Consider the following 15682-nt stretch of genomic DNA (forward strand, 5'->3'; position numbering starts at 1 on the left):
CGAGTGTGGCGGCGGTCATGCGTTCGGACATGCGCACGGGTACTCAGTTCCCCGGCTGAGTATGCGCATCCTGGACACATGGACTGGAGTCACTACCGATTTGTCAGCGTCTGGGACCTCGACGCCCCGCCCGGCGCCGTGTACCGGCTCCTGGGACAGGTGGAGCATTACCCGCGATGGTGGCCGCAGATCCGCGAGGTCACCCCGGTCGACGACACCTCCGGCACCACCCGCATCCGCTCCCTGCTCCCGTACGACCTCGTCATCACGGTCCGCGAGCGCCGCCGCGACCCGCTCGCCGGGATCCTCGAAGTCGCCATCACCGGCGATCTCGAAGGCTGGGCCCGCTGGACCGTCACCGCGCACGGGACCGGGAGCCGTGCCACGTACGAACAGGAGGTCGAGGTGCGCAAGAGGCTGATGCGGCTGCTCGCGCTGCCGGGGCGCCCGGTGTTCCGGGTCAATCACGCCCTGATGATGCGGGCCGGACGCCGGGGGTTCGCGGCGCGGCTGGAAGCGGTTTGAACCACACCCGCCGATCCCTGTATGGTTCAACCCGTTCCCGGGCGATTAGCTCAGTGGGAGAGCGCTTCGTTCACACCGAAGAGGTCACTGGTTCGAAACCAGTATCGCCCACCCCGGGAGAGGCCGGTCCGTCAGCAACACCGACGGACCGGCCTCTGCGTGTCCGGCTCCGTGGCCGTTTCCCGTGGAGCGCCGGTCGCACACCCGCTCACGCGGCGGCGCGCAGCTGCGGACGCAACGGCCACGCCGGGTCCACCGTCTCCGGCGTGCCGCTCTTGGTGAACCAGGGCTGCGGACCGCGCGCCTGGGCGGCGTGCCACACCGCCTGGAGCGTGTGCAGCTCCGCCGGGGTCAGCCGCTCCAGCCGGGTGGCGAACCGCCGCCCCACCGCCCGGACCAGCTCCAGCGAGGCCGCCGCGTCGTGCGCCCCGTCCAGCGCCACCCCGTACAGCTCGCACAGATCCGTGAGTGTGCGCCGGCCCTTGCGGTAGCGGTCCAGATGCCTGTCGAGCACCCGTGGATCCAGCACGCACAACGGCGTGTCTCCCAGGCAGCCGGCCAGCGACGACGCCCGGTGCCGCTTCAGCTCCCGGTCCAGAAGCGTCAGGCCGAACGGCGCGTTCATCACCACCAGCGGACGGTCTGCCGCACTCTGCTCGGCCAGGGCCGTCGCTATCTCCTGCACCACCGGCGCGGGCCACCGCCCGTTGCGCTGGAGGTGGTCATCGGTCAGCCCGTGGATCTCCGTCGCTCCCGGGGGCACCGGCACCCCCGGATTCACCAGCCAGCGGGTGACGCGCATCCGCCCGCCGGCGCTGTCCTGGACGACGAGGGCGGCCGAAACGATCCGGTCCCCCTCCACGTCGACTCCCGTCGTCTCGGTGTCAAAAGCGGCCAGTGGCCCCTCGTACCAGTGAGTCATCCCCGAACTCCTCGCGCCCGAGCGGCAGATGGCGGGATTCCCCTGCCCGGTTCGGTGATACCCGCACCCTTTGCCCGGTACGCCGTTCGCGGGCCGCCCATCCGTGGGGCTGCCGGTGCGGGTGGAGGGGCGATCGGCCGGACGGAGGCCGCCGAATCCCGGCCCTTTCGCTAACAGGGCCACCGGCTCGGTACGATTCCTCTTGCACACGCAAGAGGAATGCGGTGCGCCCCTGAGTCAGGAGAGACCGGTGTCAGACGTCCGTGTGATCATCCAGCGCGATTCCGAGCGGGAAGAACGCGTGGTGACGACGGGCACTACGGCAGCCGAGCTCTTCCCCGGCGAGCGCACCGTCGTCGCCGCCCGCATCGCCGGTGAACTGAAGGACCTCGCGTACGTGGTCGCCGACGGCGAGACCGTGGAGCCCGTCCTGATCTCGTCCGAGGACGGCCTCGGCATCCTCCGGCACTCCACCGCCCACGTCATGGCGCAGGCCGTGCAGGAGCTGCACCCCGAGGCCAAGCTCGGCATCGGCCCGCCGGTCAAGGACGGCTTCTACTACGACTTCGACGTCGAGAAGCCGTTCACGCCCGAGGACCTCAAGGCCATCGAGAAGAAGATGCAGGAGATCCAGAAGCGGGGCCAGAAGTTCTCCCGCCGGGTCGTGACGGACGAGGCGGCCCGCGAGGAGCTGGCCGACGAGCCGTACAAGCTGGAGCTCATCGGCATCAAGGGCTCCGCCTCCTCGGACGACGGCGCGGACGTCGAGGTGGGCGGCGGCGAGCTGACCATCTACGACAACCTCGACCCGAAGACCGGGGACCTGTGCTGGAAGGACCTCTGCCGGGGCCCGCACCTGCCGACCACCCGGTTCATCCCGGCGTTCAAGCTGATGCGCAACGCGGCCGCCTACTGGCGCGGCAGCGAGAAGAACCCCATGCTCCAGCGCATCTACGGCACCGCCTGGCCCACCAAGGACGAGCTGAAGGCGCACCTGGAGTTCCTGGAGGAGGCCGCCAAGCGCGACCACCGCAAGCTCGGCAGCGAGCTGGACCTCTTCTCCTTCCCGGACGAGATCGGCCCCGGCCTCGCGGTCTTCCACCCCAAGGGCGGCGTCATCCGCCGGGCCATGGAGGACTACTCGCGGCGCCGCCACGAGGAGGAGGGCTACGAGTTCGTCTACTCGCCGCACGCCACCAAGGGCAAGCTCTTCGAGAAGTCCGGCCACCTGGACTGGTACGCCGACGGCATGTACCCGCCCATGCAGCTCGACGACGGGGTGGACTACTACCTCAAGCCGATGAACTGCCCGATGCACAACCTGATCTTCGACGCCCGCGGCCGTTCGTACCGTGAACTGCCGCTTCGTCTCTTCGAGTTCGGCACGGTGTACCGGTACGAGAAGTCGGGCGTCGTGCACGGCCTGACCCGCTCGCGCGGCTTCACGCAGGACGACGCGCACATCTACTGCACCAAGGAGCAGATGGCCGAGGAGCTGGACCGGACGCTCACCTTCGTTCTGAACCTGCTCCGCGACTACGGTCTGACCGACTTCTACCTGGAGCTCTCCACCAAGGACCCGGAGAAGTTCGTCGGCTCGGACGAGGCCTGGGACGAGGCCACCGAGACGCTGCGCCTGGTCGCCGAGAAGCAGGGGCTGCCGCTGGTCCCGGACCCGGGCGGCGCCGCGTTCTACGGCCCGAAGATCTCGGTGCAGTGCAAGGACGCCATCGGCCGGACCTGGCAGATGTCGACCGTCCAGCTCGACTTCAACCTGCCGGAGCGCTTCGACCTGGAGTACACCGGCCCCGATGGCACCAAGCAGCGCCCGGTCATGATCCACCGCGCCCTGTTCGGCTCCATCGAGCGCTTCTTCGCGGTGCTGCTGGAGCACTACGCGGGTGCGTTTCCGGTGTGGCTGGCGCCCGTCCAGGCCGTCGGCATCCCGATCGGCGACGCCCACATCCCGTACCTCCAGGAGTTCGCCGCCAAGGCCCGCAAGCAGGGGCTCCGGGTCGACGTGGACGCCTCGTCGGACCGGATGCAGAAGAAGATCCGCAACCAGCAGCGGGCGAAGGTGCCGTTCATGATCATCGCGGGCGACGAGGACATGGCCAACGGCGCCGTCTCCTTCCGCTACCGCGACGGTTCGCAGGAGAACGGCATCCCGGTCGAGGACGCCCTCGCCAAGATCGCGAAGGCCGTCCAGGACCGCGTCCAGGTCTGATCGGTCGGCAAGGGGCCCCCGGCGAGCTATCCGCTCGCCGGGGGTCCCTTCTCGTCCTCCCGGCGGAACGCCTGGATCAGCCACGACGAGAACGAACCCGTCACCGCTCCCAGCAGCGCCAGCCCGCAGGCCATCAGACCCGCTGCCACAACCCGGCCGAGCGGGGTCACGGGTACGGCGTCCCCGTACCCCACCGTCGTGAGCGTCGCGCACGCCCACCAGACCGCGTCGCCGAAGGTCCGGATCGAGGCACCCGGGGCATCGCGCTCCAGGCGGTAGACGGCCAGGGCCGCCGAGAAGCCCAGCAGCACGGACGTCATGCCGGCGTACGACATCACGCGTGCGTACAGGCTCAGCCGGGGCTCGTCGCGGCGCTGCTGGACGGCCGTGTAGACCTTGACCATCCGCAGCGGCCGCAGCAGTGGCAGGAGGAGCACCAGCGTGTCCAGCCAGTGCACCCGGACGAAGCGGTGGCCGAGACCGCTGAGCCGGATCCTGACGGCGTAGTCGATGACGAAGAGCAGCCAGGCGACGCCGACCAGGACGAGGGAGATGTCGCGCCAGGGCTCGGCGTCGTGCGGGGCGAGGACACGGGTCGCGTAGCCGAGCAGGAACAGCATCGAGGCGACGAAGAGCGGCGCCTCGGCGCGCTGCTCCCATCGGGTCAGAGCGGGGGTGGACTGGGCCGTGGCGCGGTCGCTCATCGGCCAAGCATCGCGGTGCGGGGACGCGTCCGGCCCCGGCGACACGCTCCGCACGGGGTAAGCAATATGCTGATCGGCATGACGAGTGAGCCGGAGCAGCAGATCGGAGTGGGGACGCCCGACGCGTTCCAGCGCCTGTGGACGCCCCACCGGATGGCGTACATCCAGGGCGAGAACAAGCCGACCGGTTCGGAGGCCGGCGACGGCTGTCCGTTCTGTGCGATTCCGTCGATGTCGGACGAGGACGGGCTTGTCGTCGCGCGCGGCGAGAAGGTCTACGCCGTGCTGAATCTCTACCCGTACAACGGTGGGCATCTGATGGTGGTGCCGTACCGGCACGTCGCGGACTACACCGAGCTGGACGGTCCGGAGACGGTGGAGCTCGCCGATTTCACCAAGCGTGCGATGACCGCGCTGCGTGCGGCGTCGGGGGCGCACGGATTCAACATCGGCATGAACCAGGGCGCGGTGGCCGGCGCCGGCATCGCCGCACACCTGCACCAGCATCTGGTGCCCCGCTGGGGCGGTGACACCAACTTCATGCCGGTGGTGGGCCACACCAAGGTGCTGCCGCAGTTGCTGGCCGACACCCGGAAGATGCTGGCCGACGCCTGGCCCGTCTGATTCGTCTGGTCCGTCTGATCCGTCTCTGATCCGTCTCTGATCCGTCTGATTCGTCTGGTCCGGCGTCCCCCTCGGCTTCCGCGCAGGGCGCCCCGGTTCCCCGGGGCGCCCTGCGCGTGTTCGCGAGGGTGGTGTCTACGCGTCGTACAGGTCGGCCTTGCGCGGGGTCGGGTCCTGGACCGCTCCGCTCAGTATCGACGAGCGGTTGCCGAAGCGTTCGGTGTCGACGCCGTTCTCGTCGAGCACCTTGATGACGGCGTTGTGCACCACCCGCAGGACGGGGGTGGCCGCACGCATCGCATCGTCCGCCATGAAGCGGTGGCGCCACGGCTTCTCGGCCCAGGCGTGCCGCAGCCCGAAGGGTTCCGGCAGGGCGATCTTGCCGCCGAGGTAGTCGAGCAGCGGCGGGTACCAGGTGAACGGGGCCCGCAGGGCGAGGCGGACCACCTCGCTGGACTCGACCAGCGCCAGCGTTATGCTGCGGGTCTCCCAGAACTTGACGGTCTTGTTGACCGTCTTCGTCTTGGCTGCGGGTTTGCTGGTGAAGAGGGAGTGGACCGGGCCGAGGGCGTGTCCGGTGACCTCGATGCGCAAGGTCTCGAAGAGCACGGTGACGGTGATCATCATGGTGATGACCAGCTGGCCGTCCCAGAGGGTGAACTGGACGCCGAGGTAGTGGCGGTCGCCGCCGCCGAACTGCTGGTGGTTGCAGATCCGCTGTATCTCGTGCGGCTTCACCTGGAAGGTGGCGACGTCCTCGCCCTCCGGGCGGGAGACCGATCCGGCGTTCTCACCGACGGGCGACACGATCCAGTGCGTGACCGAGGGCTTGGGGAAGCCGCCCGTGTTCAGCGGGCCGCGTTCCAGCTGCTTGAGCTGGTCGTGGATGACGCGCACCAGGTCCCAGCTGCGGAACTGGTGGAACTCCTTGCCGGGGTCCTTGGAGACGAGGTCCTCGGCGAGCTGCCAGCTGCCCCAGCGGGTGCCCATGCCGAGGATGCCCTTGGGGCCGGCGTAGAAGACCGAGTTGGACTGCTGTTCGGCCGAGAGCTTCTCCAGGCCCTGCCGGAGTGCCTCGCGGGCGGTCTCGCTCGGGTTCTTCGGTACGGCTTCGGGGATCTTGGCGACGACACCGCCGCCGGAGAGGAGCCCTTCCCAGCGGACGCGCATGTCCTGGGCGGAGGCCTCGGCGATCCGCTTGGCGATCAGCCAACCGATGACGGGGGCGATGGCCATCGCGCGTACGTAGAGCCCCAGGAAGCCGTTGAGGGGCATTTTGACCAGGAGGAACACCGCGGCGATCCCGATGATCGGCAGCAGTGCGTTACCGAGGGCGGAGAGCCCCTTGTCCTTGGTGTTGGTGAGACCGTCGCGCAGCCGGAACACGATGATCCACAGCAGCATCCCGGGCAGGAAGAGGAAGCCGAACAGGGCGGTCACCGCGGTGAGCTTGGTGTCGCGCGCCTTGCGGAGCCGGGACGCGGACAGGCAGTGCTCGACGACGGTCTGCGGATCGCTGCCGAAGGACTGGATGAGCGCACCACGGGCGCCGCCCAGCGTGCGCTCCTGAACGGCGCGGGAGAAGGCCTCGCCGAGGTTGGGCTTGAAGTAGTCGGACTTGAAGAACTTGGACTGGCCGGCCTTCACCTCGGACTTGTGCCACTCGCTGTTGGCCTTGAGGATCTCGTCCACCGGGCTGTCGCGGTACGCGGCAGAGGCGAGGGCGTTCGTCGCCACCGCGGCTCCCGCCGCCCCCTGGAGCGGAATCTGTGCTCCGGGAGAAAAATCGAATCCGTCGTTGGCCACTGTCGCCCCCACTCGCCCGCCAAGGAACCGCTCATGCGGCTGTTTCCCAACTGCCGTGCCCGGCACACTTTCTGAGCTGGGACCACAGCGTATCGTCCGGATCGATACGGTGTCCGGCCCTGTGGACAACCGTGGGGGACGCGGGGTGCTACGTACCGTTCGTGCCGTTGTGCTGTTGTTCGCGCATACGGTCCGAGAGGTGCGCGGGCATGGCTTCGTGGCGGGCGTACGAGCGGTCGAAGCGGCCGGCGCCGTGGGACAGGGAGCGCAGGTCGACCGCGTACCGGCCGATCTCCAGCTCCGGCACCTCGGCCCGTACGAGGGTGCGTCCGGGCCCGGACTGCTCGGTGCCGACCACCCGGCCGCGGCGGCCCGAGAGATCGCTCATCACCGGGCCGACGCATGCGTCGGGGACGAGGACGCGGATCTCGGCGACGGGTTCGAGCAGCTGGATACGGGTGTCAGCGGCCGCCTCGCGCAGGGCCAGGGCGCCGGCGGTCTGGAAGGCGGCGTCGGAGGAGTCCACGGAGTGGGACTTCCCGTCCCGCAGGGTGACCCGCAGGTCGACGAGCGGATGTCCGGTGGCGACGCCGTGGGCGGCCTGCGTACGGACGCCCTTCTCGACGGACGGGATGAACTGGCGCGGTACCGATCCGCCGACCACCTTGTCGACGAACTCGATGCCGGAACCCGGTGGCAGGGGCTCGACGTCGATCTCGCAGATGGCGTACTGGCCGTGGCCGCCGGACTGTTTGACGTGCCGGCCCCGTCCGGTGGACGGGCCCGCGAACGTCTCGCGCAGGGCGACGCGGTGGGGGACCGCGTCGACCTGGACCGCGTACCGGCCGCGCAGCCGGTCGAGCGCCACGTCCAGATGGGCCTCGCCGAGGCACCACAGGACCACCTGATGGGTGTCCTGGTTCTGCTCCAGGCGCATGGTGGGGTCCTCGGCGACGAGCCGCGCGAGGCCCTCGGAGAGCTTGTCCTCGTCCGCCTTGCCGTGTGCCTCGATGGCGAGCGGCAGCAGCGGGTCAGGCATGGTCCAGGGCTCCATCAGCAGTGGGCGGTCCGGGTCGGACAGGGTGTCGCCGGTCTCCGCGGTGCCCAGCCGGGCGACGCAGGCGAGATCCCCGGCGACGCACTCGGTGAGCGGGCGCTGCTGCTTGCCGAACGGTGAGGAGAGCGCGCCGACGCGGATCTCGGCCTCATGGAAGGGGCGGGCCTCGTGGCCGGGGTCGGTGAGCCCGTGGCCGAACACGTGCACGGTGTCGTCGGAGCGCAGGGTGCCGGAGAAGACGCGTACCAGGGAGAGCCGGCCGACGTAGGGGTCGGAGGCCGTCTTGACGACCTCGGCCACCAGCGGTCCCCGGGCGTCGCAGGCGAGGGCGGGGAGCGGGGCGCCGTGCAGGGTGGTGACGGCGGGCAGCGGGTGTTCGAGCGGGGTAGGGAAGCCGCCGGTGATCAGGTCGAGGAGTTCGACGGTGCCGACGCCCTGACGGGCGCCCTCGGCGGCGGGGGCGGCGGTGAGGACCGGGTGGAAAGCGCCGCGGGCGACGGCGCGCTCCAGGTCGTCGACGAGTGTCTTGATGTCGATGTCCGCGCCGCCGAGGTAGCGGTCCATCAGGGTCTCGTCCTCGCTCTCGGCGATGATCCCTTCGATGAGCCGGTCGCGGGCGTCGGCCAGGGGGCCCCGCTGGGCCTCGGCGGGCGGCTTCTCCTTCCGCTCGCCCCCGGAGTAGTCGAAGATCCGCTGGGAGAGCAGTCCGGTGAGCCCGGTCAGCGGGGCGTGGCCGTCGGAGCCCTCGGGCCCGTGCACGGGCAGGTGCAGCGGGAGCACGGCGTCGGGGTCGTCACCGCCGAAGATCTCCCCGCAGATCCGCGTCATCGCGTCGAACGGGGTGCGGGCGGTGTCGAGGTGGGTGACGACGATGGCGCGCGGCATACCGACGGCGGCGCACTCCTCCCAGACGGCGCGGGTGGCACCGGCCACGGCGTCGGCCTCCTGGGCCGCCGAGACAACGAAGAGGGCCGCGTCCGCCGCCCGCAGACCGGCCCTGAGCTCCCCGACGAAATCCGCGTAGCCGGGGGTGTCCAGCAGGTTGATCTTGACCCCGCCCCATTCGACGGGGACCAGGGAGAGCTGTACGGAGCGTTGCTGCCGGTGCTCGATCCCGTCGTGGTCGGAGACCGTACTGCCGTCCTCGACCCGGCCGGCCCGGTTGACCGCGCCCGCGGTCTGTGCGAGGGCCTCGACGAGAGTGGTCTTGCCCGAGCCGCTGTGGCCGACCAGCACCACGTTCCGTATGGAGGAGGGGTGGCCGGCCGTCGCCGCTCTTCCGGCGGCCCCGGTGTGTGCGTGTGCCTTGTCGCCCATGGTGCGTTCCTCCCAGATGGTGGCGCCGGGCGGGAGAACCGCCGGGCGCGGGATGGGGAGTGGGCACGGGCAGAGGGGAGCCGCCGCGGCGGCTTCGGCGACGCCCGCGGTACTTCCGAGCTTTCCACTGTCTCCGAGCCGCGTCCATATGTCGCACGCCGCGGCACGGTCCGGGCAGCCGGTCCCGGAAGGCCGGGGGTGCCCGGACGGTGGACTGCGACAGTCGTGACTACGATGGGCCAGCCGGTGGCCGATGGGGCCACGCGGCCCACCGAACCCTCGGGAAGGCCATGCTGAACAAGTACGCGCGTGCATTCTTCACGCGTGTCCTCACGCCGTTCGCCGCACTGCTGCTCCGTCTCGGCGTGAGTCCTGACGCGGTCACTCTGATCGGCACGGCCGGGGTGATGGCAGGTGCGCTGGTCTTCTTCCCGATGGGGGAGTTCTTCTGGGGCACGATCGTCATCACGATCTTCGTGTTCTCCGACCTCGTCGACGGGAACATGGCGCGGCAGGCCGGCATCTCCAGCCGGTGGGGCGCGTTCCTCGACTCGACGCTCGACCGGGTGGCCGACGGGGCGATCTTCGCCGGCTTCGCCCTCTGGTACGCGGGCAGCGGCGACGACAACGTCCTGTGCGCGGTCGCGATCTTCTGCCTCGCGAGCGGCCAGGTGGTCTCGTACACCAAGGCACGCGGTGAGTCGATCGGTCTGCCGGTCGCGGTCAACGGGCTCGTGGAGCGGGCCGAGCGGCTGGTGATCTCCCTCGTGGCGGCCGGGCTCGCCGGGCTGCACAAGTTCGGAGTGCCCTGGATCGAGCACCTCCTCCCGATCGCGCTCTGGTTCGTCGCGGCGGGCAGCCTGGTGACGCTCGTGCAGCGAGTCGTGACGGTGCGCCGCGAGTCCGCGGAGGCCGACGCGGCCGCCGCCGAGTCGGCCGCGGCGGACCGGGGGAGCGAGGCCACTCAGTGAGCCGCGCCCTCGGGGACGCGAGGCCCGGTCCCAAGGAACGGATCAGCGACGGGCTGTACGGACTCGGCTGGGCCGCGGTCAAGAAGCTTCCCGAACCGGCCGCGCGGGCGCTCTTCCGCACCATCGCCGACCAGGTGTGGAAGCGGCGCGGCAAGAGCGTGCTGCGGCTGGAGTCGAATCTGGCGCGGGTCGTGCCGGACGCGAGCCCGGCCCGCCTCGCCGAGCTGTCCAAGGCCGGGATGCGCTCGTACATGCGGTACTGGATGGAGTCGTTCCGGCTGCCCACCTGGAGTGCGCGGCGGATCAAGGACTCCATCGACGTGACGGACGCGCACCGGCTGACCGAGGGCCTCGACGCCGGGCGCGGCGTCATCCTCGCCCTGCCGCACCTGGGTAACTGGGACCTGGCGGGTGCGTGGGTCACCACGGATCTGAAGGTCCCGTTCACCACGGTCGCCGAGCGGCTGAAGCCGGAGTCGCTGTACGACCGGTTCGTGGCGTACCGCGAGGGACTGGGCATGGAGGTCCTGGCGCACAACGGCGGGACCGCGTTCGGCACGCTGGCGCAGCGGCTGCGGGCGGGCGGCCTGGTCTGTCTGGTCGCCGACCGCGATCTGTCGGACTCCGGCGTCGAGGTGACGTTCTTCGGCGACACGGCCCGGATGCCGGCCGGTCCCGCGCTGCTCGCCCAGCAGACCGGGGCGCTGCTGCTGCCGGTCACGCTCCATTACGACGACACGCCGGTGATGAGGGCGCGAGTTCATCCCCCCGTCGAGGTTCCCGGCTCGGGTGACCGCGCGCAGCGGACGTCCGTCATGACACAGGCGCTGGCCGATGCCTTCGCCCGGGGAATCGCCGAGCACCCGGAGGACTGGCACATGCTGCAACGGCTCTGGCTCGCCGACCTCGAACCCCTCGGAGACTAGGCCGTGTCCGCGAAGTCCCGTCCGGCGCGCGACGCCTGGCACGCACGCTCGCCGCGTTGTCGCGATCGGGTCATGCCGGGCTCGCGGGGGGCGGCCTGACCCAACCGAAAGGCCCTAGCAGTGAAGATCGGCATCGTCTGCCCGTACTCCTGGGACGTACCGGGCGGAGTGCAGTTCCACATCCGTGATCTGGCCGAGCACCTGATCCGGCTCGGCCACCAGGTGTCCGTGCTGGCCCCGGCCGACGACGAGACGCCGCTCCCGCCGTACGTGGTGTCCGCGGGCCGTGCCGTGCCCGTCCCGTACAACGGTTCCGTGGCCCGGCTGAACTTCGGTTTCCTGTCCGCGGCACGGGTGCGGCGCTGGCTGCACGACGGCACGTTCGACGTGATCCACATCCATGAGCCGACCTCGCCCTCGCTGGGGCTGCTGACCTGCTGGGCCGCGCAGGGGCCGATCGTCGCCACGTTCCACACGTCCAATCCGCGCTCCCGGGCGATGATCGCCGCCTATCCGATCCTCCAGCCGGCGCTGGAGAAGATCAGCGCGCGCATCGCGGTCAGCGAGTACGCGCGCCGCACCCTGGTCGAGCATCTGGGCGGCGACGCCGTGGTCATCCCGAACGGTGTCGACGTCGGGTTCTTCGCCGCGGCCGAGCCCAGGCCCGAGTGGCAGGGCGGCACGATCGGCTTCATCGGGCGCATCGACGAGCCCCGCAAGGGCCTGCCCGTCCTGATGCGGGCACTGCCCGCGATCCTGGCCGCCCGCCCGGACACCAGGCTGCTGGTGGCCGGCCGGGGCGACGAGGAGGAGGCCGTCGCCTCGCTGCCGAAGGAGATGCGCGAGCGGGTCGAGTTCCTCGGCATGGTGAGCGACGAGGACAAGGCGCGGCTGCTGCGCAGCGTCGACGTGTACGTCGCGCCCAACACCGGCGGCGAGAGCTTCGGCATCATCCTGGTCGAGGCCATGTCGGCGGGGGCGCCGGTCCTGGCCAGCGATCTGGACGCCTTCGCGCAGGTTCTGGACCTGGGCGCGGCGGGCGAACTCTTCGCCAACGAGGACGCGGACGCCCTGGCGGCGGCAGCGGTCCGGCTGCTGGGCGACCCGGAGCGGCGCGCGGAGCTGCGCGAGCGCGGCAGCGCCCATGTGCGGCGCTTCGACTGGTCGACCGTGGGGGCGGACATCCTCGCGGTGTACGAGACGGTGGCGGACGGGGCCGCGTCGGTCGCGGCGGACGAACGCACCGGGCTGCGGGCCAGGTTCGGCTTGGCACGGGACTGAGCGGCCGTCGGGCCGCCCGGCGGCCCTGAGCCGTCCGCCGTTCCCCGGCGGCTCTTCCGCAGGCTCCCCCGCCGGCCGAGGAGGCCGTACGGTGCCCGGTCACCGGTAGCCTTCGGCCCGTGACCGAAACCCTTATCTGGACCGTCGTCGTGCTCGTCGCGATCGGCCTCTACCTCAGCTGGACCGCGGGCCGGCTCGACCGGCTGCACACCCGTATCGACGCGGCCCGCGCCGCGCTCGACGCACAACTGCTGCGCCGCGCGTCGGTCACCCAGGAACTCGCCACGTCCGGTGTCCTCGACCCGGCCGCCTCCATCGTCCTGTACGAGGCCGCGCACGCCGCCCGTCAGGCGGAGGAGGAGCACCGCGAGGTCGCCGAGAGCGAACTGAGCACCGCCCTGCGCGCGGTGTTCGGCGAACCGGCGCAGGTGGAGGCCGTGAAGGAGATCCCGGGCGGCGAGGAGGCCGCGTCCGAACTGGCCGCCGCCGTCCGCCGGGTCCCGATGGCGCGCCGCTTCCACAACGACGCGGTGCGGGCCGCCCGAGCGCTGCGCCGCCACCGCACGGTGCGCTGGTTCCGGCTGGCCGGCCACGCCCCGTTCCCGCTCGCCTTCGAGATGGACGACGAGCCGCCGGTCGCCCTCGCCGCCCGTCCGGTCAGCTGACGCCCGCGGCGCGATCGGGGCCCGGGAGAACGGCCCCGGCCCGTTCGCCGCCGGCCCAAAACGATCCACCGGCCTCCTATTGGCCCTTGCTGTGGACCGGTCCCGGAGAGTTTGCTCAGCAGTGCATCACCCCATGCACGCCCAGCGTCTTTTCTCCCAGTGAGGTCGATCCGTGTCCACGCTTCCCACCACCCCGCAGTCCGCTGACTCCCCGGCGACCGGCACGGCCCGCGTCAAGCGCGGCATGGCCGAGCAGCTCAAGGGCGGCGTGATCATGGACGTCGTCAATGCCGAGCAGGCGAAGATCGCCGAGGACGCGGGCGCCGTGGCCGTCATGGCCCTGGAGCGGGTGCCCGCCGACATCCGTAAGGACGGCGGCGTGGCCCGGATGTCCGACCCGGACATGATCGAGGAGATCATCGAGGCCGTCTCCATCCCGGTCATGGCGAAGTCCCGCATCGGACACTTCGTCGAGGCCCAGGTCCTGCAGTCCCTCGGCGTCGACTACATCGACGAGTCCGAGGTGCTCACCCCGGCCGACGAGGTCAACCACAGCGACAAGTTCGCCTTCACCACCCCGTTCGTCTGCGGCGCCACCAACCTGGGCGAAGCCCTGCGCCGCATCGCCGAGGGCGCGGCCATGATCCGCTCGAAGGGCGAGGCCGGCACCGGCAACGTCGTCGAGGCCGTCCGTCACCTGCGCCAGATCAAGAACGAGATCGCCCGGCTGCGCGGCTACGACAACAACGAGCTGTACGCCGCCGCCAAGGACCTCCGCGCCCCGTACGAGCTGGTCAAGGAGGTCGCCGAGCTCGGCAAGCTGCCCGTCGTCCTCTTCTCCGCGGGCGGCGTCGCCACCCCCGCGGACGCCGCGCTGATGCGTCAGCTGGGCGCCGAGGGCGTCTTCGTCGGCTCCGGCATCTTCAAGTCCGGCGACCCGGCCAAGCGCGCCGCCGCCATCGTGAAGGCCACCACGTTCTTCGACGACCCGAAGGTCATCGCGGACGCCTCCCGCAACCTGGGCGAGGCCATGGTCGGCATCAACTGCGACACCCTGCCCGAGACCGAGCGCTACGCCAACCGTGGCTGGTAGCCACTGATGAGCGACACCCCTGTGATCGGAGTCCTGGCCCTCCAGGGCGACGTACGGGAACACCTGATCGCCCTGGCCTCGGCGGACGCCCTGGCCAGGCCGGTCCGGCGGCCCGAGGAACTCGCGGAGATCGACGGCCTGGTCGTCCCCGGCGGTGAGTCCACCACGATGTCCAAACTGGCCGCGCTGTTCGGGATGCTGGAACCGCTGCGCGAACGGGTGGCCGCCGGGATGCCGGTATACGGCACCTGCGCCGGAATGATCCTGCTCGCCGACAAGATCCTCGCCCCTTCCCCGAGCTCTCAACTCGGTTCGAGCAGGGGATACCCCATTTCGGGCCAGGAGACCATCGGCGGCATCGACATGATCGTGCGCCGTAACGCTTTCGGGCGGCAGAACGAGTCGTTCGAGGCGGCCGTCGAGGTCGCCGGAATCGACGGCGGCCCGGTCGAGGGCGTCTTCATCCGGGCCCCCTGGGTCGAATCCGTGGGCGCGTCGGCCCGCGTCATCGCGGAGCACGGCGGCCATATCGTGGCGGTACGGCAGGGAAACGCCCTTGCCACGTCATTCCATCCCGAACTGACCGGTGACCACCGGCTTCACGCGTACTTCGTCGACATGGTGCGCGCATCGGGCTGACTCGACCCCGGTAGGATCTCTCGGGTTCGTACGGAATTTGGTGACGCGAAGGAGAAGGCAGATGTCCGGCCACTCTAAATGGGCTACGACGAAGCACAAGAAGGCCGTGATTGACGCCAAGCGCGGCAAACTCTTCGCGAAGCTGATCAAGAACATCGAGGTCGCGGCCCGCACCGGCGGTGTGGACCCCGAGGGCAACCCGACCCTTGTGGACGCGATCCAGAAGGCGAAGAAGAGCTCGGTCCCGAACAAGAACATCGACTCAGCGGTCAAGCGCGGTGGCGGTCTCGAAGCGGGCGGCGTCGACTACCAGACGATCATGTACGAGGGCTACGGCCCGAACGGTGTCGCGGTGCTCATCGAGTGCCTCACCGACAACCGTAACCGCGCCGCGTCCGACGTGCGCGTCGCCATGACGCGCAACGGCGGCTCGATGGCCGACCCGGGCTCCGTCTCGTACCTGTTCAACCGCAAGGGCGTCGTCATCGTCCCCAAGGGCGAGCTGTCCGAGGACGATGTGCTGGGCGCGGTCCTGGACGCGGGTGCCGAGGAGGTCAACGACCTCGGTGAGAGCTACGAGGTCGTCAGCGAGGCCACCGACATGGTCGCGGTCCGCACCGCGCTCCAGGAGGCGGGCATCGACTACGACTCGGCCGAGGCCAACTTCCTGCCCACCATGCAGGTCGACCTCGACGAGGAGGGCGCCCGCAAGATCTTCAAGCTCATCGACGCGCTGGAGGACAGCGACGACGTGCAGAACGTCTTCGCCAACTTCGACGTGTCGGACGAGGTCATGGAGAAGGTGGACGCCTGAGCCGCGCCTCGCGACGCAGCTTCCGTGGACGGGCCGACGGGGACACACCCCGTCGGCCCGTCGCATTGTCAGTGCGAGCCGATAGCCTGCGGGAACAGTTGACCGATCGGC

14 protein-coding genes and 1 tRNA gene are annotated in these 15682 nt (G+C 70.3%); 11 read left to right on the forward strand and 4 right to left on the reverse strand.

Going from position 1 to position 15682, the window contains the following annotated elements; genetic code table 11:
• Positions 1–78 precede the first annotated feature (78 nt).
• Together AB0I52_RS20050 and AB0I52_RS20055 are read left to right on the forward strand one after the other, a co-directional pair.
• Complete coding sequence (locus AB0I52_RS20050; RefSeq protein ID WP_363074347.1) at positions 79–525, forward strand: SRPBCC family protein; 447 nt, start codon at positions 79–81, stop codon at positions 523–525.
• Positions 526–564: 39 nt separating this feature from the next.
• Positions 565–636: transfer RNA gene (locus AB0I52_RS20055), tRNA-Val, on the forward strand.
• A 97-nt stretch (positions 637–733) separates the two neighbouring features.
• Here AB0I52_RS20055 and AB0I52_RS20060 read toward each other — a convergent pair.
• The gene (locus AB0I52_RS20060) at positions 734–1447 is read right to left on the reverse strand and encodes a 3'-5' exonuclease (RefSeq protein WP_363074349.1); all 714 of its coding nucleotides are present in this window, start codon (positions 1445–1447) and stop codon (positions 734–736) included.
• A 250-nt stretch (positions 1448–1697) separates the two neighbouring features.
• Between AB0I52_RS20060 and thrS the strand changes: the two genes are divergently transcribed.
• Positions 1698–3674: a threonine--tRNA ligase gene (gene thrS, locus AB0I52_RS20065; protein WP_363074351.1), complete on the forward strand. Its 1977-nt coding sequence runs from the start codon at positions 1698–1700 to the stop codon at positions 3672–3674.
• Between the two features lie 26 nt (positions 3675–3700).
• Here thrS and AB0I52_RS20070 read toward each other — a convergent pair whose 3' ends face one another.
• Positions 3701–4378, reverse strand: a complete 678-nt coding sequence (locus tag AB0I52_RS20070; RefSeq protein ID WP_363074353.1) for a potassium channel family protein — start codon at positions 4376–4378, stop codon at positions 3701–3703.
• 66 nt (positions 4379–4444) lie between these two features.
• Here AB0I52_RS20070 and AB0I52_RS20075 point away from each other — a divergent pair, with 66 nt between their 5' ends.
• Positions 4445–5002 (forward strand): HIT domain-containing protein, encoded by a 558-nt coding sequence (locus AB0I52_RS20075; RefSeq protein ID WP_363074355.1) that lies wholly within the window; start codon positions 4445–4447, stop codon positions 5000–5002.
• Positions 5003–5137: 135 nt separating this feature from the next.
• Here the strand turns inward: AB0I52_RS20075 and AB0I52_RS20080 are convergent, their stop codons facing one another.
• Together AB0I52_RS20080 and AB0I52_RS20085 are read right to left on the reverse strand one after the other, a co-directional pair.
• Positions 5138–6808 carry a hypothetical protein gene (locus tag AB0I52_RS20080; RefSeq protein ID WP_363074357.1) on the reverse strand — a complete coding sequence of 557 codons (1671 nt, stop codon included), beginning with the start codon at positions 6806–6808 and terminating at the stop codon, positions 5138–5140.
• Positions 6809–6956: 148 nt separating this feature from the next.
• Positions 6957–9182, reverse strand: a complete 2226-nt coding sequence (locus AB0I52_RS20085; RefSeq protein WP_363074359.1) for an elongation factor G-like protein EF-G2 — start codon at positions 9180–9182, stop codon at positions 6957–6959.
• A gap of 290 nt (positions 9183–9472) precedes the next feature.
• On the opposite strand from AB0I52_RS20085, the gene pgsA reads away from it, so the two are divergent.
• The 7 genes from pgsA (at position 9473) to AB0I52_RS20120 (ending at position 15571) form a co-directional block, all read left to right on the forward strand.
• The gene (pgsA, locus tag AB0I52_RS20090) at positions 9473–10153 is read left to right on the forward strand and encodes a phosphatidylinositol phosphate synthase (protein WP_363074361.1); all 681 of its coding nucleotides are present in this window, start codon (positions 9473–9475) and stop codon (positions 10151–10153) included.
• The gene (locus AB0I52_RS20095) at positions 10150–11079 is read left to right on the forward strand and encodes a phosphatidylinositol mannoside acyltransferase (protein ID WP_363074363.1); all 930 of its coding nucleotides are present in this window, start codon (positions 10150–10152) and stop codon (positions 11077–11079) included. The genes pgsA and AB0I52_RS20095 overlap by 4 nt, the downstream gene beginning before the upstream one ends.
• Before the next feature lie 120 nt (positions 11080–11199).
• Complete coding sequence (locus tag AB0I52_RS20100) at positions 11200–12360, forward strand: glycosyltransferase family 4 protein (RefSeq protein ID WP_363027691.1); 1161 nt, start codon at positions 11200–11202, stop codon at positions 12358–12360.
• Positions 12361–12479: 119 nt separating this feature from the next.
• Entirely contained in the window at positions 12480–13025 is a 546-nt protein-coding gene (locus tag AB0I52_RS20105) for a hypothetical protein (RefSeq protein WP_362967061.1), read from the forward strand.
• 172 nt (positions 13026–13197) lie between these two features.
• The gene (gene pdxS / locus AB0I52_RS20110; RefSeq protein WP_363074365.1) at positions 13198–14118 is read left to right on the forward strand and encodes a pyridoxal 5'-phosphate synthase lyase subunit PdxS; all 921 of its coding nucleotides are present in this window, start codon (positions 13198–13200) and stop codon (positions 14116–14118) included.
• A gap of 6 nt (positions 14119–14124) precedes the next feature.
• Positions 14125–14757 (forward strand): pyridoxal 5'-phosphate synthase glutaminase subunit PdxT, encoded by a 633-nt coding sequence (gene pdxT / locus AB0I52_RS20115; protein ID WP_363074367.1) that lies wholly within the window; start codon positions 14125–14127, stop codon positions 14755–14757.
• A 61-nt stretch (positions 14758–14818) separates the two neighbouring features.
• Positions 14819–15571 (forward strand): YebC/PmpR family DNA-binding transcriptional regulator, encoded by a 753-nt coding sequence (locus AB0I52_RS20120; protein ID WP_123468415.1) that lies wholly within the window; start codon positions 14819–14821, stop codon positions 15569–15571.
• Positions 15572–15682: the final 111 nt, after the last annotated feature.

Source organism: Streptomyces sp. NPDC050423 (assembly GCF_040655445.1).
Classification (GTDB): Bacteria; Actinomycetota; Actinomycetes; order Streptomycetales; family Streptomycetaceae; genus Streptomyces.

Excerpts from the sequence above, each read along its gene's own strand:
- AB0I52_RS20120 (WP_123468415.1), top strand. The coding sequence starts at position 14,819 with ATGTCCGGCCACTCTAAATGGGCTACGACGAAGCACAAGAAGGCCGTG.
- AB0I52_RS20085 (WP_363074359.1), bottom strand. The coding sequence starts at position 9,182 with ATGGGCGACAAGGCACACGCACACACCGGGGCCGCCGGAAGAGCGGCG.
- AB0I52_RS20050 (WP_363074347.1), top strand. The coding sequence starts at position 79 with ATGGACTGGAGTCACTACCGATTTGTCAGCGTCTGGGACCTCGACGCC.
- pgsA (WP_363074361.1), top strand. The coding sequence starts at position 9,473 with ATGCTGAACAAGTACGCGCGTGCATTCTTCACGCGTGTCCTCACGCCG.
- AB0I52_RS20070 (WP_363074353.1), bottom strand. The coding sequence starts at position 4,378 with ATGAGCGACCGCGCCACGGCCCAGTCCACCCCCGCTCTGACCCGATGG.
- AB0I52_RS20060 (WP_363074349.1), bottom strand. The coding sequence starts at position 1,447 with ATGACTCACTGGTACGAGGGGCCACTGGCCGCTTTTGACACCGAGACG.
- pdxT (WP_363074367.1), top strand. The coding sequence starts at position 14,125 with ATGAGCGACACCCCTGTGATCGGAGTCCTGGCCCTCCAGGGCGACGTA.
- AB0I52_RS20075 (WP_363074355.1), top strand. The coding sequence starts at position 4,445 with ATGCTGATCGGCATGACGAGTGAGCCGGAGCAGCAGATCGGAGTGGGG.